The sequence below is a fragment of the Nonomuraea sp. NPDC049419 genome (assembly GCF_040676995.1).
Taxonomy (GTDB): Bacteria; Actinomycetota; Actinomycetes; order Streptosporangiales; family Streptosporangiaceae; genus Nonomuraea; species Nonomuraea salmonea.
The window spans coordinates 491,786-513,860 of record NZ_JBFAQB010000004.1 but is presented as its reverse complement, the minus strand read 5'-3'; the positions used below and the strand labels follow the sequence as shown (position 1 = coordinate 513,860).

17 protein-coding genes are annotated in these 22,075 nt (G+C 71.9%); 11 read left to right on the top strand and 6 right to left on the bottom strand.

The window, feature by feature from the left end; translation table 11 throughout:
• The first annotated feature begins 210 nt into the window (after positions 1 to 210).
• The 8 genes from AB0K12_RS16420 to AB0K12_RS16385 all read left to right on the top strand — a co-directional run bounded on the left by AB0K12_RS16420 (position 211) and on the right by AB0K12_RS16385 (position 12,896).
• Positions 211 to 846, top strand: a complete 636-nt coding sequence (locus tag AB0K12_RS16420; protein ID WP_364561007.1) for a GNAT family N-acetyltransferase — start codon at positions 211 to 213, stop codon at positions 844 to 846.
• A 261-nt stretch (positions 847 to 1,107) separates the two neighbouring features.
• On the top strand, positions 1,108 to 1,965 hold the full coding sequence (locus AB0K12_RS16415; protein ID WP_364561005.1) for an SGNH/GDSL hydrolase family protein: 858 nt from the start codon (positions 1,108 to 1,110) through the stop codon (positions 1,963 to 1,965).
• Positions 1,966 to 2,087: 122 nt separating this feature from the next.
• A complete protein-coding gene (locus AB0K12_RS16410) occupies positions 2,088 to 5,408 on the top strand; it encodes a BTAD domain-containing putative transcriptional regulator (protein WP_364561002.1) in 3,321 nt (1,106 codons plus the stop codon).
• A gap of 118 nt (positions 5,409 to 5,526) precedes the next feature.
• Positions 5,527 to 8,052 carry a glycoside hydrolase family 9 protein gene (locus AB0K12_RS16405; RefSeq protein WP_364560999.1) on the top strand — a complete coding sequence of 842 codons (2,526 nt, stop codon included), beginning with the start codon at positions 5,527 to 5,529 and terminating at the stop codon, positions 8,050 to 8,052.
• Between the two features lie 463 nt (positions 8,053 to 8,515).
• Positions 8,516 to 9,460, top strand: a complete 945-nt coding sequence (locus tag AB0K12_RS16400) for an ABC transporter substrate-binding protein (RefSeq protein WP_364560996.1) — start codon at positions 8,516 to 8,518, stop codon at positions 9,458 to 9,460.
• Positions 9,461 to 9,514: 54 nt separating this feature from the next.
• On the top strand, positions 9,515 to 10,144 hold the full coding sequence (locus tag AB0K12_RS16395) for a TetR/AcrR family transcriptional regulator (RefSeq protein WP_364560994.1): 630 nt from the start codon (positions 9,515 to 9,517) through the stop codon (positions 10,142 to 10,144).
• Entirely contained in the window at positions 10,141 to 11,478 is a 1,338-nt protein-coding gene (locus tag AB0K12_RS16390; protein ID WP_364560991.1) for an MFS transporter, read from the top strand. The genes AB0K12_RS16395 and AB0K12_RS16390 overlap by 4 nt, the downstream gene beginning before the upstream one ends.
• Positions 11,475 to 12,896, top strand: coding sequence for an aspartate aminotransferase family protein (locus AB0K12_RS16385; protein ID WP_364560988.1), 1,422 nt, complete (start codon positions 11,475 to 11,477; stop codon positions 12,894 to 12,896). The genes AB0K12_RS16390 and AB0K12_RS16385 overlap by 4 nt, the downstream gene beginning before the upstream one ends.
• A gap of 41 nt (positions 12,897 to 12,937) precedes the next feature.
• Here the strand turns inward: AB0K12_RS16385 and AB0K12_RS16380 are convergent, their stop codons facing one another.
• Together AB0K12_RS16380 and AB0K12_RS16375 are read right to left on the bottom strand one after the other, a co-directional pair.
• The gene (locus AB0K12_RS16380) at positions 12,938 to 14,023 is read right to left on the bottom strand and encodes a histidine kinase (protein ID WP_364560985.1); all 1,086 of its coding nucleotides are present in this window, start codon (positions 14,021 to 14,023) and stop codon (positions 12,938 to 12,940) included.
• A gap of 54 nt (positions 14,024 to 14,077) precedes the next feature.
• Positions 14,078 to 16,012 (bottom strand): family 10 glycosylhydrolase, encoded by a 1,935-nt coding sequence (locus AB0K12_RS16375; RefSeq protein WP_364560982.1) that lies wholly within the window; start codon positions 16,010 to 16,012, stop codon positions 14,078 to 14,080.
• Between the two features lie 178 nt (positions 16,013 to 16,190).
• On the opposite strand from AB0K12_RS16375, the gene AB0K12_RS16370 reads away from it, so the two are divergent.
• Positions 16,191 to 17,741, top strand: a complete 1,551-nt coding sequence (locus AB0K12_RS16370) for an N-acetylmuramoyl-L-alanine amidase (RefSeq protein WP_364560980.1) — start codon at positions 16,191 to 16,193, stop codon at positions 17,739 to 17,741.
• 352 nt (positions 17,742 to 18,093) lie between these two features.
• The gene (locus AB0K12_RS16365) at positions 18,094 to 18,843 is read left to right on the top strand and encodes an AAA family ATPase (RefSeq protein ID WP_364560977.1); all 750 of its coding nucleotides are present in this window, start codon (positions 18,094 to 18,096) and stop codon (positions 18,841 to 18,843) included.
• Positions 18,844 to 18,905: 62 nt separating this feature from the next.
• On the opposite strand, the gene AB0K12_RS16360 is transcribed toward AB0K12_RS16365, so the two are convergent.
• Entirely contained in the window at positions 18,906 to 19,130 is a 225-nt protein-coding gene (locus AB0K12_RS16360; protein WP_345392106.1) for a DUF397 domain-containing protein, read from the bottom strand.
• The gene (locus AB0K12_RS16355; RefSeq protein ID WP_364561430.1) at positions 19,120 to 19,911 is read right to left on the bottom strand and encodes a helix-turn-helix transcriptional regulator; all 792 of its coding nucleotides are present in this window, start codon (positions 19,909 to 19,911) and stop codon (positions 19,120 to 19,122) included. The genes AB0K12_RS16360 and AB0K12_RS16355 overlap by 11 nt, the downstream gene beginning before the upstream one ends.
• Before the next feature lie 360 nt (positions 19,912 to 20,271).
• On the opposite strand from AB0K12_RS16355, the gene AB0K12_RS16350 reads away from it, so the two are divergent.
• On the top strand, positions 20,272 to 20,490 hold the full coding sequence (locus AB0K12_RS16350; RefSeq protein WP_364560973.1) for a hypothetical protein: 219 nt from the start codon (positions 20,272 to 20,274) through the stop codon (positions 20,488 to 20,490).
• Between the two features lie 155 nt (positions 20,491 to 20,645).
• Here AB0K12_RS16350 and AB0K12_RS16345 read toward each other — a convergent pair whose 3' ends face one another.
• On the bottom strand, positions 20,646 to 21,407 hold the full coding sequence (locus AB0K12_RS16345; protein WP_364560970.1) for an SDR family oxidoreductase: 762 nt from the start codon (positions 21,405 to 21,407) through the stop codon (positions 20,646 to 20,648).
• Between the two features lie 20 nt (positions 21,408 to 21,427).
• Positions 21,428 to 22,006 carry a helix-turn-helix domain-containing protein gene (locus tag AB0K12_RS16340; protein ID WP_364560967.1) on the bottom strand — a complete coding sequence of 193 codons (579 nt, stop codon included), beginning with the start codon at positions 22,004 to 22,006 and terminating at the stop codon, positions 21,428 to 21,430.
• Positions 22,007 to 22,075 lie beyond the last annotated feature (69 nt).

Genomic DNA, 22,075 nt, shown 5'->3' with positions numbered 1-22,075 from the left:
ATCTCCCAACCGCGTAAGGGACACGTCAGCTCTTAGCGGCCGAGCGCGTCACGTGCCGGTCGGCGGGGTTGTGAGCAGGCTTTCCTCTCCGATTTCGGAAGCACACCGGGCGGTCCGGTGTTTACGCTCCCATAGGGATGGGCGCCTTCGGCGACCACCTCTCAGAGACCCTCCAGGCACCGCACCACTGACGAGAGGAGACCTGGAGCAATGAGAGAGACCATCGAGACCTGGCCGGTCAGCGACAGAGGCGCCGGGCAGGAGATGTCCTTCCGGCCCGGCATCCGCACCGCCACACCCGCCGACGCCGCGAGGGCGGCCGAGCTGATCGCCACCGCGTTCGCCGGGCTGCGGTCCGTCGCCTACCTGGTGCCCGAGCGCAGGCGGCGGCACCGGGTGCTGGCCGACGGCTTCCTGATCGTCGTCGAGCACGCCATCGAGCACGGCGCGGTGCACCTCATCGACGACGAGGCGGTGGCCGTGTGGATCCCGTACACCGAGGGCGCGTCCGAACCAGCCGACTACGACCGGCGGCTGGGCGAGGCCACCGGCGAGTTCGCCGACCGGTTCCGGCTGCGTGACGAGCTGTTCCGCCGGCACCACCCCACGGAGCCGCACCACTACCTGGCCTGTCTCGCCGTCCACCCCGACTGCCAGAACCAGGGGCTCGGCACGGCCCTGCTGCGCCACCAGCACGCGCGGCTCGGCGGGCTGCCCGTCTACCTGGAGGCCAGCGACCCGCGCAACCGCGACCTGTACGCCCGCCACGGCTACGAGGCCCGCGAGCCGTTCGCGCTGCCCGACGGCGCGCTGTTCTGGCCGATGTGGCGCCCCGCCACGCCCTGATGGGACGGCCTCGGCAGGCCCTGACATGACGGCCCGGGCACGCCCCGGCGTGACGGCCCCGGCACGGCACTGACCCGCACCCGCTCTGAGCAGCGCTTCGGCGGGCGCTGATCCATACCGCCTCAGCATCGCTCCCTCCGCGCGGTTCACAGACCGGCGGACATGGCTCATCGTGTGGGTGATCGCCCCACGCCCCCGGCCGGCACCCCACGGCCGGTCGTGGCTGCCCGCACCCCGCACACCCTGCCGGAGGGAGTCCCCATGGTCCGACGGATGCTCGTCGTGCTCGCCGCGGCCTTACTCGTCCTGAGCCTCGCGCCGCCCGCGCAGGCCGCCCAGGGAGAGGTGTACGTCGCACTCGGCGACTCGGCCGCCTCAGGACCGCTCATCCCGAACCAGATCGGCCCCGACTACGGCTGCTGGCGCTCCGACCGCAACTACGCCCACCTGACCGCCCAGGCCATCGGCGCGAGCGTGCTGCGTGACCGAACCTGCTCAGGCGCCGAGACCGACGACCTCTACAACTCCCAGAGCACCGACCTCGGCGACGTGCCGCCCCAGCTCGACGCCGTCGGCCCCGACACGACCCTGGTCACCGTGCAGATCGGCGCCAACGACCTCGGCCTGACCGACTTCATCGAAGACTGCCTCAACCTGCTGCCCCCGCCCGTCGGCGACGCCTGCAACGACGACTACATCGTGGGCGGCCAGGACAAGTGGCGGGTCGAGACCGACGCGTTACGGCCCCGCCTGCTCACCCTGGTCTCCGACATCCGCGCCCGCGCTCCGCAGGCGCGGATCTTCATGGTGGGCTACGCCACGTACGCGCCGCCGAACGGCTGCTACCCGCGCGTCCCCATCATCCGCGCGGACGCCGACTACATCAGGGCCACGCTGATGTACTTCAACCAGATGCTCGCCGAGCAGGCCGCCGCGGCCGGGGCCGGCTTCATCGACCTGCAGACGCCGAGCGCCGACCACTCCCCGTGCGCCTCGTCCGGCCAGCGGTGGATCGAGCCGTACGTGCCTGCTTCCCCCGCCGTTCCCTTCCACCCCAACGCGCGCGGCATGCGCGGCTTCGCCACCGCCGTCACCGCCGCCGTCACCTCCGTCCTGTGACCGCGGGCCGGCCCCGCCACCGTTCGCGGCGGGGCCGGCCAGCAGGTGAGTGCCCTGAAGCACAGGCTGGATGTAACGTTTTGCACAGTCCGGACGGCCTCGGCGTGCTTACCCTCCGCGGTATGAGGGAGTCGCTGTCCGTGCTGCTGCTCGGCTCGCCGCGGCTCGCCGCCGGGGGCACTCCGCTGGGCGTGCGCTCCGCGAAGGCGCGGGCCCTGCTCTGCTACCTCGCCACCGCGCAGGCGCCCCGGCCGCGCGCCGAGCTGGCCACGCTGCTGTGGGGCGAACGGCCCGACGCCAACGCCCGCGGCAGCCTCCGCCTCGCCCTGTCCGAGCTGCGCAGAGAGGTGGGCGGCTGGCTGGACGTCACCCGCGAGCACGTCTGCTTCCCCGCCGCCGAGGGCTGCTTCGTCGACCGGCACCAGCTCGCCGGCGCTCCTCCGATCGCCGAGGTGCTGCGGTTGTGGCGGGGCGACTTCATGGACGGGGTCTCCTTCTGCGACGCTCCCGCCTTCGGTGACTGGCTGGCCGCCGAGCGTTCCCGGGTCCGGCTGCTGCTGCGCGAGGTGCTCCTGCGTTCGGCGGGCTCCTCGCCGTGCGCGCAGGTGGCGCGGCTGGCGTCCATCGTGACGGGGCTGGATCCGTACGACGAGGAGGCGTACCGGGTGCTCATGACCGCGCTCGCCCGCGCGGGCAACCGAGCCGCCGCCCTGGCCCGCTACGACGAGCTACGCCACCGCCTCACCACCGACCTCGGCGTGGACCCCGCCCCGGAAACCCAGGCCCTCCGGAGGGAGCTGGCCGGTCCGGCACTCGTCCAGGAGCCCCGGCGGGCGCGCGGGCTACCGTCAGGAAAGCGCCGGCCGGGCGCCTTACCCGTCCCCTCGACCGAGCTGATCGGACGTGATGCGGACGTCCGCCGATTATGCGCCCTGCTCGACCGCGAACGCCTGGTCGTCCTCCTCGGACCGGGCGGCGTCGGCAAAACCCGCCTCGCCATCGCCGCCGCCGCCCGCTGTCGCGAGCCGGCGGAGGAGGGGCAGCCCCAGGCGGCGCGGGCGGAGGCGGTGTTCGTGGGGTACGCCGGGGTGCGAGAGGAGGCGGCGGTCACGACGTTGGCGCGGCGTCTCGGGGTGGATCTTTCGCCCCCGCGACCGGCGCTCGATCTGCTGCTCGCCGCCCTGTCAGGACGGTCGCGGCCGCTCCTGCTGGTGCTCGACAACCTTGAGCAGCTGCCCGCCTTCGACGCGGTGATCGGCCGGATCCTGGAGGCCGCTCCGGCCGTGCGGGTGCTGGTCACCAGCAGGCGGCGGCCCGAGCTGCCGGGGCAGACGGCGATCACCGTACGGGAGCTGGCGGCGGAGGCGGCGGAGGCGCTGTTCGCCGCCCGCGCGCGGGCCGCGCAGCCCGCGTTCGACCCGGAGCGGGAGGCGGCGCTGGTGGCCGCGATCTGCGCCGCCACCGGCGGTCTGCCGCTGGCCGTCGAGCTGGCGGCCGGCCTGCTGCGGGCCGTGCCCTGCGCGGAGCTGGCCCGGCTGCTGGGCGCCGGCCTCGGCCTGCTCTCCGTGGCCGGCCCCGCCGCCCGTCCCCGGCACGCCTGCATGCGGACGGTGTTCGAGACGTCGTGGCGGCTGCTGGATCGGGAGGGGCGGGCGGCGCTCGCGGCGCTGTCGGTCTTCGGCGGCGGGTGCACGCTGGAGGCGGCCGTCGAGGTCGCCACGACCACCCCGGACGTGCTGGTACGCCTGGTCGACCACAGCATGCTCCAGCTCACCCCTTCGGGCAGGTACGCCGTCCACCCCCTGATCAGGCAGTACGCCGCCTCCCACCTGACCCCTGCGGAACGCCGGGCCGCCCGCCGCCGCCACGCCGCCTGCTTCGGCCGCCTCCTCGAAGCCCACGCCACCGCCCTCCAGGACGCCGCCCACACCGAGGTCACCCGCCTGCTGGCCCCCGAGCTCGACAACGTCAGAGCCGCCTGGGCCGCGTCGGGCCGCCCCCGCTTCCTGGAGCTGTACTGGACGTTGTGCCTGCGCCTGCACCTGTACGAGGAGTCGGCGGCCGTCATGCGCCGGCACCTGGCGCGTACCGACGAGGAGCCCACGCTGCGGGCCAGGCACCTGTGGATGGCCGGCACCAGCGAACACCACCTGGCCCGCGAACGCGAGGCCACCTGCCTGGCGAGAACGGCCCTCGCCACGCTGGGCGAACCCCTGCCCGAGTCCAGAGCGGGCCTCCTCATCGCGACCGCGACCGCCGCCCTGTCCGCCACCCTGTCCACCGCCCGGTCCGCCGCCCTGTCCGCCACCCTGTCCGCCACCGCCCGCCGGCTCCTTCCCGAAGTGGGGCGCAGGTCGCATGGGGCGGAGGCGGCGCAGGCGCTGACGATGCTGGCCAGACTGGCCTACCACCAGCAGGACGTGCTCACGATGCTGGCCGCCTCCCTGCGCCAGCTCAAGGCCGCCGACCGGTCGGGCGACGCCGCGCTGCGGGCGGAGGCGTACGCGAACGCCGCCACCATCGCCCGCCTCGCCGGTCTCCGCCGCACGGCCGACCGCTACGGGACCAGGGCCGACCACGCCCTGGCCGCCGTCACCCACCCCGCGGAGCCCGCCCACCGCGCCCACCTGGCCCGCGGCATCGACCACCTGCACGCGGGCGCCTTCGAGGCAGCCAGGCGCTCGTTCACGACCTGCCGGGCAGGGACCCTCGCGCCCCGCGTGGCCGAGAACTGCGCGGGCATGCTCGCGGAAACCGCCCTCTGGCAGGGCCGCTTCGAGGAGGCCGCGGACCTGTTCGCCGCCACGGCGGAACAGGCGGCCAGGCGGGTGGGCGACGACATCGGCCGCCACTGGTGCTTGATGGGCCGGGCAGAGGCCCTGCTCAGGCTGGACGACCTCCCCACCGCCCGCATAAGCGACGTGCTGGCAGCGGCCCGCGCCTCCCACGACCGCCGCCGCACCCACGCCAAGGAGCTGGGCCTGCACGACGGCCCCACCATGACCACCATCCAGGAGATGCGTCTCCTGACCGCCACCGCCCGCCTCACCGGCGACCCGGAGCGCCGGGTGGTGGGTGAGGTGCTGGGGATGGCGGAGCGGCTGCCCTCGGCGCAGCGGGGGATGCTGGAGTGCTGGGCAGGGCTGGCCGAGCTGCTGTGGGCGATGGATCCGTGGCCGGGCCCGGCCGTCGCGCGGCGGCTGCATCGGCATCTCGTCCGGTTCGTCCGCCGCAACCCGGGTGCGGCGGCCCGGGTGGGGTGGGCGCGGGCGCTCGTCCTGGCGGTCGCCGGGAGGCGGGGTGCGGCTCGGCGGGCGGCGGAGGAGGCCGTGCGGGTGGCGGCGCGGCTGGACGTCCCGTATGACCGCGTACGGGCGGAGGCCGTCGTGGCCTGCCTCGCCTACCCCGGCTCGATGAAAGTTTCATCACTTTGGCGGCGGTGATCGTGAGGTGCCGCCGCCGGACGAGGCCGGAGCAGGACGGGACCGTTGACGGGGAGGCGGTGGGCAAGGAGGATCGGGGCGTTCTGTTGGGAGCGCTCCCAAAACCTAAGGAACCTCCATGAAGAGATACCGGGCCGCCTTACTGGCCCTCATCACCACGCTCGCCTTGTCCCCCGTCCCCGCCGCGGCGGCGGACGAAGGCCCCGAGCAGATCGTGAACGGTACCTTCGACACCGGCACCGCCCCCTGGTGGGGCACGGCGAACGTCACGCCGGCGGTGGAAGACGGCCGCCTGTGCGCCGACATCCCCGGCGGCACCGCCAACCCCTGGGACGTCATCATCGGCCAGGACAACCTCCCCCTGGTGGCGGGCGAGACCTACGCCTTCAGGTTCTACGCCTCAGGCACCCCGGCCAAGGTCGGCAAGGCGCTGATCCAGCTCCCGGTGGACCCCTGGACGCAGTACTTCGCCGCCAACCCCGAGCTGAGCGTCTCGGGCAACGACTACGCGTACACGTTCACCGCCCCCGTGTCGCTGACGAACGCGCAGGCCGTCTTCCAGCTGGGTGGCAGCGCCGAACCCTGGAGATTCTGCATGGACGACGTGTCGCTCAAGGGCGGGGCGGAGCCGGAGGTGTACGAGCCCGACACCGGCCCGAGAGTGCGCGTCAACATGGTCGGCTACCTCCCGGCGGGCCCGAAGAAGGCGACGCTGGTGACGTCCGAGACGAGCGCCCTGGAGTGGGAGCTGAAGAACGCGGACGGCAAGACGGTTGCGCGCGGCAGCACCGTCCCCAGGGGTGTGGACGACAGCTCCGGCCAGAACGTGCACACGATCGACTTCGGCGCCCACCGCAAGCCGGGCACCGGCTACACGCTGACGGCGGACGGCGAGACGAGCCGCCCGTTCGACATCAAGGAAGACCTCTATGACGAGCTGCCGACGGACGCGCTGAAGTTCTACTACCCGCAGCGCAGCGGCATCGAGATCCTCGACAGCCTCAGGCCCGGCTACGGCCGCCCCGCCGGCCACGTCGGCGTCGCGCCGAACCAGGGTGACGTGGAGGTGCCCTGCCAGCCCGGCGTCTGCGACTACACGCTGAACGTCAAGGGCGGCTGGTACGACGCGGGCGACCACGGCAAGTACGTCGTCAACGGCGGCATCTCGGTCCACCAGCTCATGTCGACGTACGAGCGGGACAAGGCCGCCTTCCGCGACGGCCAGCTGAACATCCCGGAGAGCGGCAACGGCCGCCCCGACATCCTGGACGAGGCCCGCTGGGAGCAGGAGTTCCTGCTGAGCATGCAGGTGCCGGACGGTGAGCCGTTGGCGGGCATGGCGCACCACAAGATCCACGACCAGGCGTGGACGGGCCTGCCGCTGCTGCCGCACCTGGACCCGCAGCCGCGCGAGCTGCACCCGCCGTCCACCGCGGCCACGCTGAACCTGGCCGCGACGGCGGCGCAGGCGGCCCGGCTGTTCGCGCCGTACGACGCGGCGTTCGCGGCGAAGAACCTGGCGGCGGCGCGCAAGGCGTGGGCGGCGGCCAAGGCGAACCCGGAGAAGTACGCCGACCCGAACGACGGCGTCGGCGGCGGCGCGTACAGCGACGGCGACGTCAGCGACGAGTTCTACTGGGCGGCGGCCGAGCTGTTCATCACGACGGGCGAGAAGGAGTTCAAGGACTTCGTGCTCGCCTCGCCGCACCACACGGGCGACATCTGGCGCGATCGCGGCTTCGACTGGGGCAACACCGCCCAGCTCGGCCGCCTGGAGCTGGCGACCGTGCCGAACGCGCTGCCGGACCGCGCCAGGGTGCGGCAGTCGGTGGTGCAGGGGGCGGAGAAGTATCTGGCGATCCAGCAGGCGCACCCGTACGGCATCCCGTACGACGTGCCCGACTACGACTGGGGCTCCAACAACCTGGTGCTCAACAACCTGGTCGTGCTGGCCACCGCGTACGACCTGACGGGCAAGGAGAAGTACCGGGCGGCGGTCAGGGAGGGCATGGACTACATCCTCGGCCGCAACGCGCTCAACCAGTCGTACGTGACCGGCTACGGCGAGGTCGCCTCGAAGAACCAGCACAGCCGCTGGTACGCCCGCCAGCTCAACCCCGAGCTGCCCAACCCGCCGCGCGGCACGCTGGCCGGCGGCCCGAACTCGGCCATCCAGGACCCGGTCGCGCAGCGCCTGCTGCAGGGCTGCAAGCCGCAGTTCTGCTACATCGACGACATCGAGTCGTGGGCGACGAACGAGCTGACCATCAACTGGAACTCGCCGCTGGCCTGGGTCTCGGCGTTCCTGGCCGACCGGGGCGAGCGCTCGGACTGCAAGGTGCGCTACTCGGCGCACGGCTCGTGGCCGGGCGGGTTCACCACGCAGGTCGTGATCGAGAACATCGGCAAGAAGGCGGTGGACGGCTGGCAGTTGCGCTGGTCGTTCCTGGCCGGTCAGAAGGTCGGGCACTCCTGGGGGGCCGAGGTCTCGCAGGACGGCTCGGTGGTGACGGCCAAGGGCACCGGCTGGAACGACCGGATCAGGCCGGGCGGGACGGTGACGTTCGGCTTCAACGGCACCAACCCGTCGGGGCCGAACCCGGCGCCCGAGGTGTTCCACGTGAACGGGGCCCGCTGCGGGTGAACCTCCCCCAGTAGGTTCGCCCGGATTTAGGTAGTTACGTCCTCGGACGGCGCGAAGACCACTACGCTGCCGGACGGAGCCGGAACCGGTCGCCCCTCGCGACCGGACCGGCTTCGCGGGGACGGGCCCTGGCGGCGCCGTAGCGTCTCGGCCCCGGCCACCGGGCCGGGTGTACGCACCCGACCGGCATGTCCGGGGGCGGACGCCGGCGCACGGCCATCGCCAGGGCCCTCATGTGCAAAGAGCGCCGCCGGCTGCGGACCCACCTCGGGACGCTGCGGCTCGGCACGTCGGAGGCCAGGCCGCAGGGGGCCGACTTCCTCAAGTACACACTGGTGTACGACCGGCGCCGCGTCAGCCGCTACTCTTTGCCCGCGACCTGGAAGCCCGTGGCGGGCGACCTGGAGCGGGCGATGGAAAGTACTGGGCGCCTGACTGAGCCGGTCGCGGGCAGGAGAACGGCGTGCTCAGCATCGGGGTCCCGCTCTCGCTGTCCGGCCGGTACGCCCGGTTCGGCGGCCAGGCCGCGCGCGGCCTCGACGCCTGGCGGTCGCTCACGGACGGCGTGGAGCTGGTCGTCGAGGACGACCAGAGCGACCCCAAGATGGTCGAGCGTGTGCTGCGCGACCTGGCGGGGCGCTGTGACCTGCTGCTGGGGCCGTACTCCGCGGGGCTCGCCCGCCGGGCCGGCCGGGTCGCCGTGGAGCAGGGGCTCCTGCTGTGGAACCACGGCGGCTCCGGAGGTCCCGCCTTTCCCGGTCACGTGGTCCCCGTCCTCACCCCGGCGAGCCGGTACGCCGAGCCGTTCGTCCGGCACCTCGTACGCGGCGGCGACTCGCGCCCGCTCTGGATCGTCCAGGGCACCGGCCGCTTCGCCCGCGAGGTCGCGCTGGGCGCGGAGCGGCGGGCGAGGATCGCGGGCCTGCCGGTGACCAGGCAGCGGCCGCGCGACCCGTCGTGGCACCTGTTCAGCGCGGGCTCGTTCGACGAGGACGTCACCACGGTGACGCACACGGAGGTGCCAGGCGCGGTGTGCGCGGTGGCGGCGGGCGTGCGCGCGTTCGGCGAGTCCGTACCCGATCCGCGCGGCGTCTACGGCGTCGGCCAGTGGTTCCCCGGCAGCGGCGCCGAGGCGGCGATCGGGTGCGCCGAGCCGGACTTCATCGCCGCGTACGGCGGGCCGCCCGACTATCCCGCCGTCCAGGCCGCGGCGGCGGCGATCCTCGCCGTCCACTGCGCGGAGCTGGCGGGCGGCACCGCGCCCGATGACCTGTGGCGGGCCGCCGCGGCGCTGCGGACCACCACCCTGTACGGCGCCTTCGCCCTCAACCCCGGCACCGGCGTGCAGACCGGCCACCGGACGGTGCTCACCCGCTGGGAACCCGGCGGCCCGGTCAGTTACGAGTAAAGCTCTCCATCAAGTGATTGACCAAGAGGCCGGACCAGAACTACCGTCGGCTCCATGACCCCTGAGGAGAGCACGCAGGCCGCCCTGATCCTCAAGGTCGCGACCCACCTGTTCGCGGCGCTCGGCTACGACGGCACCTCCACCCGCCAGATCGCCGAGGCCGCCGGGCTGAACATCGCCACCGTCAACTACCACGTGGGCGGCAAGCGGGAGCTCTATCTCGCCGTCATGGAGGCCGCGCACCAGGCGGAGAAGGCCGCGCTGGAACGCGCGCTCGAACGCCTGCCCGGCGACGACCCCGTGGCCGCCCTGCACCGGCTCACCGACGACTACCTCGACTTCTGCGTCGACCACCCCGAGGTGCCCGCCCTGTGGATGCACCGCTGGCTCTCCGACGCCGGCGACATCACCCAGCTCGAACGCCAATACGTCAAACCCCTGATGGAGACGGTGACCGCGGCCCTGCGGCCGGCCGTCGAGTCGGGGCTGATCTCCCCAGACGCCGACGTCGAGTACACCGTCTGGACCGTCATCTGGGCCGTGCACGGCTTCGCCAAGGGCGGCGTGCTCGACGCGGAGGGCCGCCGCAGGGCGGCCGGCGACCGTGCGGCGCTGCGCCGCTTCCGCGCCCACCTGCACCGCGTCGTGCACCGCACGCTCGCCCTGCCCGGCGACCCCCGGTGACCGCCCGAGCAGCCGCCCGCGGCGCCGCGCCGCTCGGGCGCGGCCGGCTGCTCGGCTACGGCGTCGGCTCCGTCGGCACCGGCGTGTTCTCCGCCGTGCCCGGACTGCTCCTGCTCTACTACCTGACCGACATGCTCGGCGTGCCCGCGGCCGTGGCCGGCGTCGTGCTGGTCGCACCCAAGATTTGGGACGTGCTGCTGAACCCGCTGGTCGGCGCCGCCAGCGACCGCGAAGCCGTCAGGACGGGCCGCAGAACGCGGCTGCTGATGACCGGGGCGCTGGCGCTGCCGGTGGCGTTCGCGCTGATGTTCGCGGTGCCGGGCGACGTGCCGGGGGCGGTGTGGGCGGGGGCGGCGTTCCTGCTCGCGGCCACCGCGTTCGCCTGCTTCCAGGTCCCGTACGTGGCCCTGCCCACCGAGATGTCCCCCGACCAGGGCGAGCGGACGCGGATCATGTCCTGGCGGGTGGTCTGCCTGACGGTCGGCATCCTGGTCGCGGGCGGCCTGGCCCCCGCCCTGGTCGAGCTGGCGGGCGGCGGGCGGGCCGGTTACGCCGTGATGGGCGTGACGATCGGCGCGATCATGGCGGCGGCGCTGGTCGCCGCGACGCTGGCCACCCGGTGGGTGCCGTCGCTGCCGGGGCCGCGCCAGCTCGGCCCGGTGGCGGCCTTCAGGCTGGCCCGGGGCAACCGGCCGTTCTTCGTGCTGCTGGCCGCGTTCGTGACGCAGGCGCTGGCCGTGGCGGTGATGCTGGCGGGAGCGCCGTACGTCGCGGCGTACCGGCTCGGCGACGACGGCCTGACCTCGGTGATGTTCGTCTGCCTCGTGGGGCCCAGCATGCTCGCCGTGCCCGCCTGGGCGTGGCTGGCGCGCGTCCACGGGCCGGTGCGCTGCTACCTGGCAGCGTCGATCGGGTTCTGCGGGGTCGCCGTGGCGCTCGTCCCGGCCATCGCGGCGGGCGGGCTGCTCGCGACGCTGGCGCTGACCGCGCTGGCCGGCGTCTGCTACGCGGCGCTGCAACTGCTGCCGCTGTCGCTGCTGCCCGACACCGTGCACGCCGACGCGGCGCGTACCGGGCAGGCGCAGGCCGGGGCGTTCACCGGGTTGTGGACTGCCGGCGAGACGGCGGGCCTCGCGCTCGGCCCCGGCCTGTACGCGCTGGTGCTGGCCTTGTCCGGGTTCGTCTCCGCGGCGACCCCCGTCGCGCAGTCCCCTGGTGCGCTGACCGGGCTGCTGCTCGGCTTCACCGCGCTGCCCGCCCTGCTCATGCTGATCAGCCTGCCGTTCGTCCTCCGTTACGGCAGGCTCACCCTCACCGGAAAGGAGGCCGTGTGAACCTCCCCCCTGCCGGACGGCCCGCCGAGGACCTGCTGGCGGAGATCGCCCGGCTCAAGGAGCACGACCTGCCCGTACGCGGCGGCCAGGTGACCGCCTACGTCTACGACACCGGCCGGGCCGCCGTACACGACGCCGCGACCCGGGCGTACCTGGAGATGCTGGAGGTCAACTGCCTCGACCCGACCGCGTTCCCCAGCGTGGTCGAGATGGAGCGGCAGGTCGTCGGCGCGGTGTCCGACCTGCTCGGCGGCGGCCACGGCATCTTCACCAGCGGCGGCACCGAGTCGATCATGCTGGCCGTGAAGGCCGCCCGCGACCGCGCCGCCCTCGACCGGCCGAACCTGGTGCTGCCCGTCACCGCGCATCCCGCCTTCCACAAGGCGGCCCACTACCTGGGCGTCGAGGTCAAGGCCGTGCCGGTGGACCTGGAGACGTACAAGGTGCGGCCCGCCGACGTGGCCGCCGCGATGGACGAGCGCACGGTGCTGGTCGTCGTGTCCGCGCCGTCGTACCCGCAGGGCGTGATCGACCCGATCGAGGAGGTCGCGGCGCTGGCCTCGGCCGCCGGGGTGCCGTGCCACGTGGACGCGTGCGTGGGCGGGTGGCTGCTGCCCTGGTTACGGGAGGCGGGCGCGGCGGTGCCGGCGTTCGACCTGTCGGTGCCCGGTGTCACGTCGCTCTCCTGCGACCTGCACAAGTTCGGCTACGCGCCCAAGGGCGCCTCTGTGCTGCTGTTCGCCGATCCCGCGATGCGGCGCAAGGCGTATTTCGCCTCCGCCGCCTGGCCCGGGTACACGATCATCAACGCGACCGTGCAGAGCTCGCGTTCGGCCGGGCCGCTCGGCGGTGCCTGGGCGACGCTGCAGGCGCTGGGCCGCGAGGGGTACGTGGCGCTCGGCCGGGCCACGCTGGAGGCGACCCGCCGGCTGCGCGACGGCCTCGCCGCCATCCCCGGGCTGCGGGTGCTCGGGGAGCCCGAGTCGTCGCTGGTGGCCTTCACCGGTGACGACGTGGACGTGTTCGTGCTGGCCGACGAGGCGCGGGCGCGCGGCTGGTTCCTGCAACCGCAGCTCTCGTACGCCGGCATCCCCGCGAACCTGCACATCACGGTCACCGGCGTCACGCTGTCCGGGGTGGAGGCCATGCTGAAGGTCATCGCCGAGTCGGCCGACGCCGCCCGCGAGCGCGGGCCCGCCGTACTGCCCGACGGTCTCGTGGAGCTGGTCGCCGGGATCGACCTGGACGCGATCGACGACGCCACGTTCGCCGAACTGAGCGCGTCGGTCGGCGTCGATCTGCGGCCCGGCTCGGGACAGCCGGAGATGGCCGTGGTGAACGCCGTCCTGGACGCCCTGCCACCCGCGTCCCGGGAGGCGGTGCTGGTGCGCTTCCTGTCGGTCATCTACGGCGGCTGACCCCCGGCGCCGGGTTCGGCCGTCCACGGCCGGTCCCGGCGTCAGGTCGGGAACGTGGCCTCGATGCGGTGGCCGCCCTCCGGCAGGGGGGCGCACTCCAGCGTGCCGCCCGCCAGCTCCACCTGGCGGCGCAGGTCGAGCAGGCCCATGCCGGAGGTGGCGGTGAAGTGGGGCACGCCGGCGTCGGGCCGGCCGCCGGTGTGCCGCACGGTCACGCGTACCGCGCCCGGCAGCCACCGCACCAGCACGCGCGCACCCGCCCCCGGCGCGTGCTTGCGGGCGTGCGCCAGCGCCGCCTCCACCACCACGTACGCCGTCCGCCCCACCAGCCCCGGCACCGGCACCGGCGTGCCGTCCACCGACAGCTCGACCGGCAGCCCCTCCCTGGCCGAGTCGATCACCAGGGGCCGCAGGTCGGGCAGCGGCAGCCCGAGGTCGAAGCCCTCGCCGGTGCCGCGCCGTAACAGCGCGACCATGTGGCGCAGCTCGTCCAGCGCCTCCGACCCCGCCGCCCTGATCTCCTCGGCCGCCGCCCTGGCCCGCTCGTCGCCGGTGTTCATCGCCATGACCCCTGCCTGGAGCACCATGCGGCTGACGCGGTGGGTGACGACGTCGTGCAGCTCGCCGGCGAGGCGCTCGCGTTCGACGCGCTGGTCGCGCTCGGCCAGCTCGGCGCGGAGGCGGTCCCTGACGCGGACGTAGCGGCCGTACATGACGGACAGGGCGATGACGGCCTCGGTGCGTCCGGCCAGCGGGAGCCGGTCGGAGAGCGCCAGCACGCCGAGCGCCAGCACGATCACCGGCAGCCAGCGCGCCAGCGGCCGCCCGCCGGAGGCGAACGCCATCGCGGCGTACGCGGCGAACGGCCCGGCGGGCGGCCAGATCGGGGCACCGGGCGCGGGCGGCGGCACCACCGAGGGGAAGAGCACCGCGAGGACGGGCAGCGCGACCGCCGTGGCAGCGCCGACCCAGGCCACCGCGAGCGGAGCGCGGCGCAGCCACAACACCGGGACCGCCGCCGCCAGCAGGATCGCCAGGACCGCACCCGTATGGCCGGTCGCGAGCGTCAAGCCGGCCGCGACCAGGACCGCGATGGCGTCGATCGGTCGCGGGCGGGCACCGTCCACCGCCTCATCGTACGATCACCCGCCGTGCCTGCCCACCCCCGATCCGGTAGCCGCTCAGACCCGAGTGATGCGGACGGCGTCGGCGATGACGTACCCGGTGGTGGACGTCCAGCGGCTCACCCCGACCACGTTGTACGTGCCGGCGTTGAGGGAGAAGGTGCCTATCGACCGCCAGGCTCCGCCGTTGCTCCGCTGGTCCACGGTGACGGTCTGGTTCCCGCCCGAGGCCGCCACCACGTACGGCGTCGCGCTGTTGTAACCCGTGTTGGCCGGATACCACACCTCGACCCGGTAGCTGCCCGCGCTCGGGATCGCGGCGCGGAACCACGCGGGATCGCTGGCCGCGACAGGATCGGCGAAGCGGTAGTCGGTGCCGTGCAGCTGCCCCGAGTACGTCGAGGTACCCCACGCGGAACCGGCCGTGAAGGCGGCGTCGGCGTTGTCCACCACCACGCTGAAGCCGCCGCCGCCACCGCCCGGCGCGCGGCCCTGGCTGGGCGCGCTCTCCTGGTGGGTGCGGTTGAGCGCGGCCACGTGGTAGGTGGGCGACGCGGTCGGGGCGGGGTCGGTGAACGTCTTCTGCCTGGTCGTCCCGATCAGGTTCTTCGCGTCGGCGAACGAGCACTCGCCGGCCGTCCCGTCCACCCGGTAGACCGCGTACGCGGTGCCCGAGCCGGTCCAGGCGAGCTGCACGCTCCCGCCCGAGCGGGTGGCCGACGTGATCGACGGCACGGCGGGCGCGGCGGCGGACCCGCGCGCGGGCACCAGCGCCGGCCTCGTGTAGTGGTCGCGGACGACCTTGGTGAACGCGCCGATCCTGTCGGCCTTGACGTCCTTCGCGCTGAAGAAGACGTCCCCGGTGATCTCGGGATGCCGGCGGTTGTCGAGGAGGTGGTCGCTCAGCTCGGCCGGGTCCTGCCAGGCGGCGTCCTGCCCCGACGCGCCCGCCCGGTAGGCGGCCTGGCCGACGACGAGCTGCACTCCCGTGCCCCTGACCACGTCGGACCACCAGGCGGTGAGCACCTCGTACGCGGCCGTCGGGAAGCCGATGTGCCAGTAGATCTGCGGCGCCAGGTAGTCCACCCAGCCCTGCTTGACCCAGGTGCGGGTGTCGGCGTAGATCGCGTCGTACGACTGCAGGCCCGTCGTGCGCGAGCCGAGCGGGTCGGTGGCCGCGTTGCGCCAGATGCCGAACGGGCTGATGCCGAACGCCACGTGCGGCTTGGCGGCGTGGATGCGCTGGTCGAGCTCGCGTACGAGGCGGTTGACGTTGTCGCGGCGCCAGTCGCCGACGTTGCCGAACGAGCCGCCGTAGCGGGCGTAGGCGTCGGCGTCGGGGATGTTCTGGCCGCTGACCGGATACGGGTAGAAGTAGTCGTCGAGGTGCACGCCGTCCACGTCGTACTTGCTGACGGCGTCCATGATCGCGTCCTCGATGAAGGCGCGGACCTCGGGGATGCCCGGGTTGTAGTAGAGCTTGCCGCCGTAGGCGAAGCGCCAGTCGGCGTGCTGCCGCGCGGGGTGCGTGGAGACCAGCCTGGACGGGTCGTCGTGGTTGGCGATCCGGTACGGGTTGAACCAGGCGTGGAACTCCAGGTTCCTGGCGTGGGCCTCGGCGACCATGAAGGCCAGCGGGTCGTAGCCGGGGTCGCGGCCCTGGGTGCCGGTCAGCCACTGCGACCATGGCTCGTACGGCGACGGCCAGAACGCGTCGGCCGTCGGCCTGACCTGCACGATCACGGCGTTCATGCGCTTGGAGACGGCCAGGTCGAGCCAGGCGCGATACTCGGCCTGCTGCGCGGAGACGCTGAGCCCGGTGCGGCTGGGCCAGTCGATGTTGGCGACCGAGGAGATCCACATGGCCCGGAGCTGGCGCTTCGGGGTGGCGGGGTCGGGGGTGCAGGCCGCGGCCGCGGCGACGAGGGGGTTCACGAGGCTGAGGAGTGCGGCGGTGAGCGCCGCCAGGACGATACGCGGAAGCGCGGTCACGAAGGAAAGTTTCAGCGCAATCGACGGATTGCGCAATGGTCTTCAGAAACATCGGAGGACCCACACATCCGTTGAAGGGCGAGAAGTTTCACTTAACTCGGAAGTAATGTCAATTATCGACATTTGTCAGGAGATTGCCGTAGCGTGCTGCCGTCACGTCTGTGAACGAGGAGCCCCCATGACTCTCGCCCGCACGCGATTAGCAGCCCTCGCCACCGCGATCCTCACCCTCATCCTCATCGGCGCAGGCCAGCCCGCCTGGTCCCAGGCCGCCGAGCCCCCACTGCCCGCCGCCTTCACCAAGGCGGCCGAGACGCACGACGTACCGCGTGACCTGCTGGTCGCGCTCGCCTACGCCGAGACCCACCTCGACGGACACGGCGGCGAGCCCAGCGCCAGCAACGGCTACGGCGTCATGCACCTGGTCAGCAACCCGACCAACCACTCGCTCGAACAGGCCGCCAAGCTCACCGGCATCCCCGCCGACCAGCTCAAGAAGGACGACGCGGCCAACATCCTCGGCGGCGCGGCGGTCCTGCGCGCCCACGCCGACGCGCTCGGCCTCGACGACAGCGCCCGCAAGGACCCGGGCCGCTGGTACCCGGCCGTCGCCAAGTACGGCAACGCCTCCTCCCCCGAGCTGGCCCGCCTGTACGCCGACGCCGTCTACGAGCAGCTCGGACTCGGCATCGACACCAAGGGCGTCCGCGTCGCGCCCCAGGAGATCACCGCGGACCGCGGCGAGTACGCCAAGGCCCGCGACCTGAACGCGCGCGCCGGCGACAAGTCAGGCCAGGAAGCCGAGACCCCCGCCGCCATCGCCAGCGCCGACTACCCGCCGGCCGCCTGGGTCGCCGCCAGCTCCAGCAACTACCGCGTCTCCAACCGCGAGACCAGCTACAACATCGACAAGGTCGTCATCCACGTCACCCAGGGCTCCTACGCCGGGACCATCTCCTGGTTCCAGAACCCGGCCGCGCAGGTCTCCGCCCACTACGTGGTCAAGTCCTCCAACGGCGCCATCACCCAGATGGTCCGCGACAAGGACGTCGCCTGGCACGCCGGCAACTCCACCTACAACAACCGCTCGATCGGCATCGAGCACGAAGGCTTCGTCAACGACGCCTCGTGGTTCACCGACGCGATGTACCGGGCCTCGGCCGCGCTCACGCGCTACCTGTGCGACAAGTACAACATCCCGAAGAACCGGACCGGCATCATCGGCCACAACGAGGTGCCCGGCGCCACCCACACCGACCCCGGCTCCAACTGGAACTGGACCACGTACATGAACTACGTGACCGGTGGCGGCGGCACCCCGAGCTGGACGACCACGGTCGACAACAGCACCTCCGGGCAGTTCACCGCCAGCGCGAACTGGGGCACCTCCAGCTACTCCAGCCAGCGCCACGGCACCGACTACCGCTTCGCCGACCCGGTCGCCTCCAGCGACCCGGCCTGGTACTCGGCGACCATCCCCAGCGCCGGCACGTACCGGGTCGAGGTCTGGTACCCGGCCGACCCCGGCTACAACAGCTCGGCGCCGTACATCGTGGCAACGTCGAGCGGCAACCAGACCGTGTACGTCGACCAACGCTCGGGCGGCGGAGCCTGGCGCTCCATCGGCACCTTCTCCCTGAACGCGGGCACGTACAACGTGGTCGGGGTGAGCCGCTGGACCTCAGGCACCGGCCTCGTCATCGCCGACGCCGTCCGCATCAGCCGCTGACCCTCTGAATAACCCCGGCCCGCGCCCGCTCACCTCCCGGGCGCGGGCCGCATTCCTCCCAGCGACCGTGCCCGTCTCGCGTAGGCTCTCGGTCCTTGGGAGGAGGCTCGGCATGTACGTCTCGAAGCTGACCGTCCACGGCGTCCGCGGCTTCCCCGGCGCGCGGGAAGTCGATCTCGACTTCGCTCGCCCGGACGGCTCGTACCGCCGATCAAACGCAATGACCTGCGCTTCAGCCCCGGCGAAGACTGCTTCCTCACCGGCTACGGCGCCTTCCGCCGCCTCTCCCCAGCGACACTGAGTCGCCGGCCTACGCAGCCTCTTCGACGACGACGTCCCGCTCCTCGAAGGCGTGAACTGGCTCATCCAACAACACCTGTACGCCTTGGAGCAACGACCAGGCGCCGCCGACCTCCTCGAAGCAGCCCTGGCCATCCTCGCCGACGGCCTACCACCCGACGACCACAGGGTCGTCAGGGTCAACTCGGACGGCCTGTGGCTCAGAGACGACAAGGGCGACGACCTACGGCTCCAGCAGATGAGCGAAGGCCACCGCACCATCACCGCCCTGGTCGCCGACATCATGCGCCAACTGCACCTCGCGTACGGATCCCTGCGGGTCACCTACGACGACGGCACCCCCACCCTGCTCTACCCGGGCGTCGTCCTTGTGGACGAGATAGAGAACCACCTGCACATCGGCTGGCAGAAGAGGATCGGCGACTGGCTCAAGACACATTTCCCGCTGGTCCAGTTCATCGTGACGACCCACAGCCCGTACATCTGCCAGAACGCCGACCCCAATGGGCTCATAGCGCTGCCTGGCCCGAACGATCCGCGAGGGCCGTACGTCATAGACCAGGACCTGTACCAACGCGTCGTGCTCGGCAGCGGCGACGACGCCATCCTGACCGAGCTCTTCGGCATGGACAGCCCTTACTCCCGGCACGCGGACAACCTGAGACGCACACTCGGAGACCTCGAAGAGCAGGTCCTCAGCGGCTCGGCGTCACGAACGGCAGTGGATGCATATCGAACGCTCAGCGAGATTCTGAAAAGCTCGCTGAGCGCCCGCGTAGACGAAGTCTCAAGCCGACTCTGAGCGCACCGGGTCACGCGCCCGGCCTGCCTCTCACCCGGGCTGCAGTCCCCCGCCGTCACGACTCAGAAGTCGAACTCCCCGAGCTTCGCACCACCCACAAAGGCTCGGAACACCCCACCCCGCAGCACCATCGGCGGAACGTCCGGCTGCTCGGAATCCCGGATCGCATACCGGTCGCCGTTCAGCTTGGCGGCGTAGAGGCAGTCCCCACCATCCGGGCCGGAGAGCGTGGACTTCACCCATCGAGCCTGCGACAGCTCGGCACGCAGTTCGTCACTAATCCCCATACCGTGCCGCCACCTCATGCAGTAGACACTGGCTTATATGTACTGGTTGTGCCCATTTGTGGATCGCGTCATACCTAACCTTGAGAAGCCGCACGATATCCTCCCGAGCCGAGACAACGTCCTGAGCTGCGGCATTGATGCTGACATGGTCGGGTATGCCATCACCTTGAGCTATTGAAAAGCCTCCAGCCACCCCTGCCGTGGCTCCCACATCAAGCGGGACGACCTGCAACGAAATATTGAGGCGCTGAGTCATCGAGAGCAGATGCTGTAGTTGCTCTCGCATCACGTCCTTACCGCCCACCGGCCGGAGGAGGGCGCATTCGTCGATGAGCCCCCAGTACAGGGGCGGCTGCTCGCGGTCGAACACGACCTGCCGCCTCATCCTCGTCTCAACGGCCTCTTCGATCCATCGCTCGGTGGCTTGCGGCGCGGCGGCGAGGACGGCGCGCGCATAACGGGCGGTCTGAAGAAGCCCCGGCACCAAGAGCGGTTGCCAGGTTCGTATGGTGTGCGCTCTTTCTTCGACTTTCGGCCACTCACTGAACCACTTCGGCACGGACATGGCCGTGGTGTTGGGGAGGAGGTCGAAGAGTTCGCCGTTGAGGCCGAGGACTGCTTCCGCGGTGAGCGTGAACTGCCTGGTCGGTCTGCGTTTTCCGCGTTCGATCAGCCCTACCAGGCTTTCGCTGCACGAGAGCAGCTCTCCCAGAGCCGTCTGCGAGAGGCTTGCTCGCTCGCGGGCCTTTCGCAGGATCTCGCCGTATGTCCCCTCGGCCATGGTTCTCACGCCCATCCGTCCGGGTACAGACCGTGACTTCGCGATTACAAAATAGCGGTGAAGCGCCACGCTGGTAAGGGCGTGCGGACAACGGGCTCACCTGCTGTCGGCACGAAACAGCGGCAATTCACAGCAAAGTCGGTGATCGCATGCGTACGGCAACGGAGATTCCAGACGTTCACCTATGGCGGGATATGACCCTGCGTCGAAACGACAGGACCTCGTGGCAGGCGCGGCAGGCGATCGGGCTCTGGCTGGTCGACAGTCACCCCGCCCTGCGAGCGGACGCCCTCCAGGTCGTCGCCGAGCTCGTCGCCAACGCCGTGCGGCATGTGCCGGGTGGGAGGCGGCGGGGCTTGGGTGAGGGTGCGGCTCGGGTTCGGGGACCGGTTCGTTCGGGTGCAGGTGATCGATCCGGGGACGCGGACGGCGGCGCCCTGCTACGCCGCCGCGACCGGGGGTCTGGAGGAGTCGGGGCGGGGGCTGGGGATCGTGGCCGCTCTGAGCATCAGGTACGGGACCGAGGTGCTCAAGCGCGGCCACCGTCTCGTCTGGGTCGATCTCGCGGCCACGCTGTGAACAGACGATTCCCCGGGTGGGAGATTCTGGAGGGTGCCGGGGGCGGGTACATCGCGTACCGGACTGTTCTCGTGGCCCGGACCGGTGGGTTGTCCAATGTCCGGTGTGGGGCCACACTCGATGAGTTGTTCCGGCACCTTGCTCAGGACATGGCGTCAGGCGGTGGCGCCGCCGTCTATGACGTGGTCGGTGCCCACCACGAAGCTTGACTCGTCCGACGACAGCCACAATGCGGCGGCGGCGATTTCGTCCGGGGTTGCGACGCGGCCGATCGGGAGTGAGCTCTTCATGCGGGTGTCGCGGTCTTCGCGGGTTTCGCCGGGGCGCATCGACATGGGGGAGTCGATGGGGCCGGGGCTCAGGGCGTTGATGCGGATGCCGTCGGTGATGTGGTCGCGGGCGGCGGTTCTCGTCAGGTGGCTCACCGCGGCTTTTGAGGCGGCGTAGGCGCTGGCCCCTGCCAGGCGCCAGTGGGCTCCCAGGTTCGACGCGACGTTCACGATCGTGCCGCCGCCGTTGGCTCGCATGTGAGCGATCTCGTGCTTCATCGACAGGAACACGCCCTTGAGGTTGACGGCGACCACGTCGTCCCAGGTGTCCTCGTCGTAGTCGGCCAGCGGGGCCACTGTGCCGAAGATGCCGGCTGCGTTGAGTGCGATGTCGAGGCGGCCGTGGCGGGTTATGGCGGCGTCCACCATGGCGGCGACCGACGTCGAGCGCGTCACGTCCACCGCATACGAGCTCGCTTGCCCGCCGCTCTCCTCGATCAGTTTCACCAGCTCCGTCAGCCGGGCCTCGTCGCGGCCGGCGACCAGGACCGCCGCGCCCTCCCGCGCGTACGCCAGCGCCGCCGCCCGTCCCACGACCCCGCTCGCGCCCGTGACGAGCGCGACCTTGCCTTCGAACCTTCGCAACATGAATTCCATACCAATCGTTCTCATATTTGGACGGCCATCATGGCCTGGTCGACCGCATCGCGCAGGCGGCGCGGGTCGGGGTCGGCTCGGGCGAGGACCTGGAGACCCTGCAGCAGGACGAGGAGGAACGCGGCCAGCGCCTGCGGGTCCTTCCCCGGAGGGATCTCGCCCTGGGCGCGGGCCCGCACGAGCGCGCCGGTCAGCGCCGTCTCCAGCTCCGTCCAGCTCGCCGCCACCTTCGCCAGCACGGCCGGGTCGCGGGCGGCGAACTCGACGGCCGAGTTGACCACCATGCAGCCCCGCCGCAGCTCGTCGGCCAGGCAGGTGGCCACGTACGAGTCCAGGAGCGCCCGGATGGCGGGCACCGCGGGCCCCGGCTGGGAGAGCGGGCCGATCACGTCGCGCCCGCGCACGTAGCGGTCGAGCGCCTTGACGTAAAGCTGCCGCTTGCCGCCGAACGTCGCGTAGATGCTCGCCTTCGCGACGCCGAGCCGCTCCACGAGGTCGGCCATCGAGGTGGACTCGTAGCCGCGCTCCCAGAACAGCTCCAGCGCATGCTGCAGCGCCACGTCCGGGTCGAACTCCTTGGTCCTTGCCACGGCCGTGACGCTAGCAGTATCGAGACTGATCGGTCAAAAATACGTCTCGCCGAGCTGCCGGTAACATCG

What these genes read in the sequence shown, in the direction of transcription:
- AB0K12_RS16355 (WP_364561430.1), bottom strand. Translation starts at nt 19,911, where the DNA reads ATGGCCGAGGGGACATACGGCGAGATCCTGCGAAAGGCCCGCGAGCGA.
- AB0K12_RS16405 (WP_364560999.1), top strand. Translation starts at nt 5,527, where the DNA reads ATGAAGAGATACCGGGCCGCCTTACTGGCCCTCATCACCACGCTCGCC.
- AB0K12_RS16360 (WP_345392106.1), bottom strand. Translation starts at nt 19,130, where the DNA reads ATGGGGATTAGTGACGAACTGCGTGCCGAGCTGTCGCAGGCTCGATGG.
- AB0K12_RS16345 (WP_364560970.1), bottom strand. Translation starts at nt 21,407, where the DNA reads ATGTTGCGAAGGTTCGAAGGCAAGGTCGCGCTCGTCACGGGCGCGAGC.
- AB0K12_RS16410 (WP_364561002.1), top strand. Translation starts at nt 2,088, where the DNA reads ATGAGGGAGTCGCTGTCCGTGCTGCTGCTCGGCTCGCCGCGGCTCGCC.
- AB0K12_RS16395 (WP_364560994.1), top strand. Translation starts at nt 9,515, where the DNA reads ATGACCCCTGAGGAGAGCACGCAGGCCGCCCTGATCCTCAAGGTCGCG.
- AB0K12_RS16370 (WP_364560980.1), top strand. Translation starts at nt 16,191, where the DNA reads ATGACTCTCGCCCGCACGCGATTAGCAGCCCTCGCCACCGCGATCCTC.
- AB0K12_RS16415 (WP_364561005.1), top strand. Translation starts at nt 1,108, where the DNA reads ATGGTCCGACGGATGCTCGTCGTGCTCGCCGCGGCCTTACTCGTCCTG.
- AB0K12_RS16420 (WP_364561007.1), top strand. Translation starts at nt 211, where the DNA reads ATGAGAGAGACCATCGAGACCTGGCCGGTCAGCGACAGAGGCGCCGGG.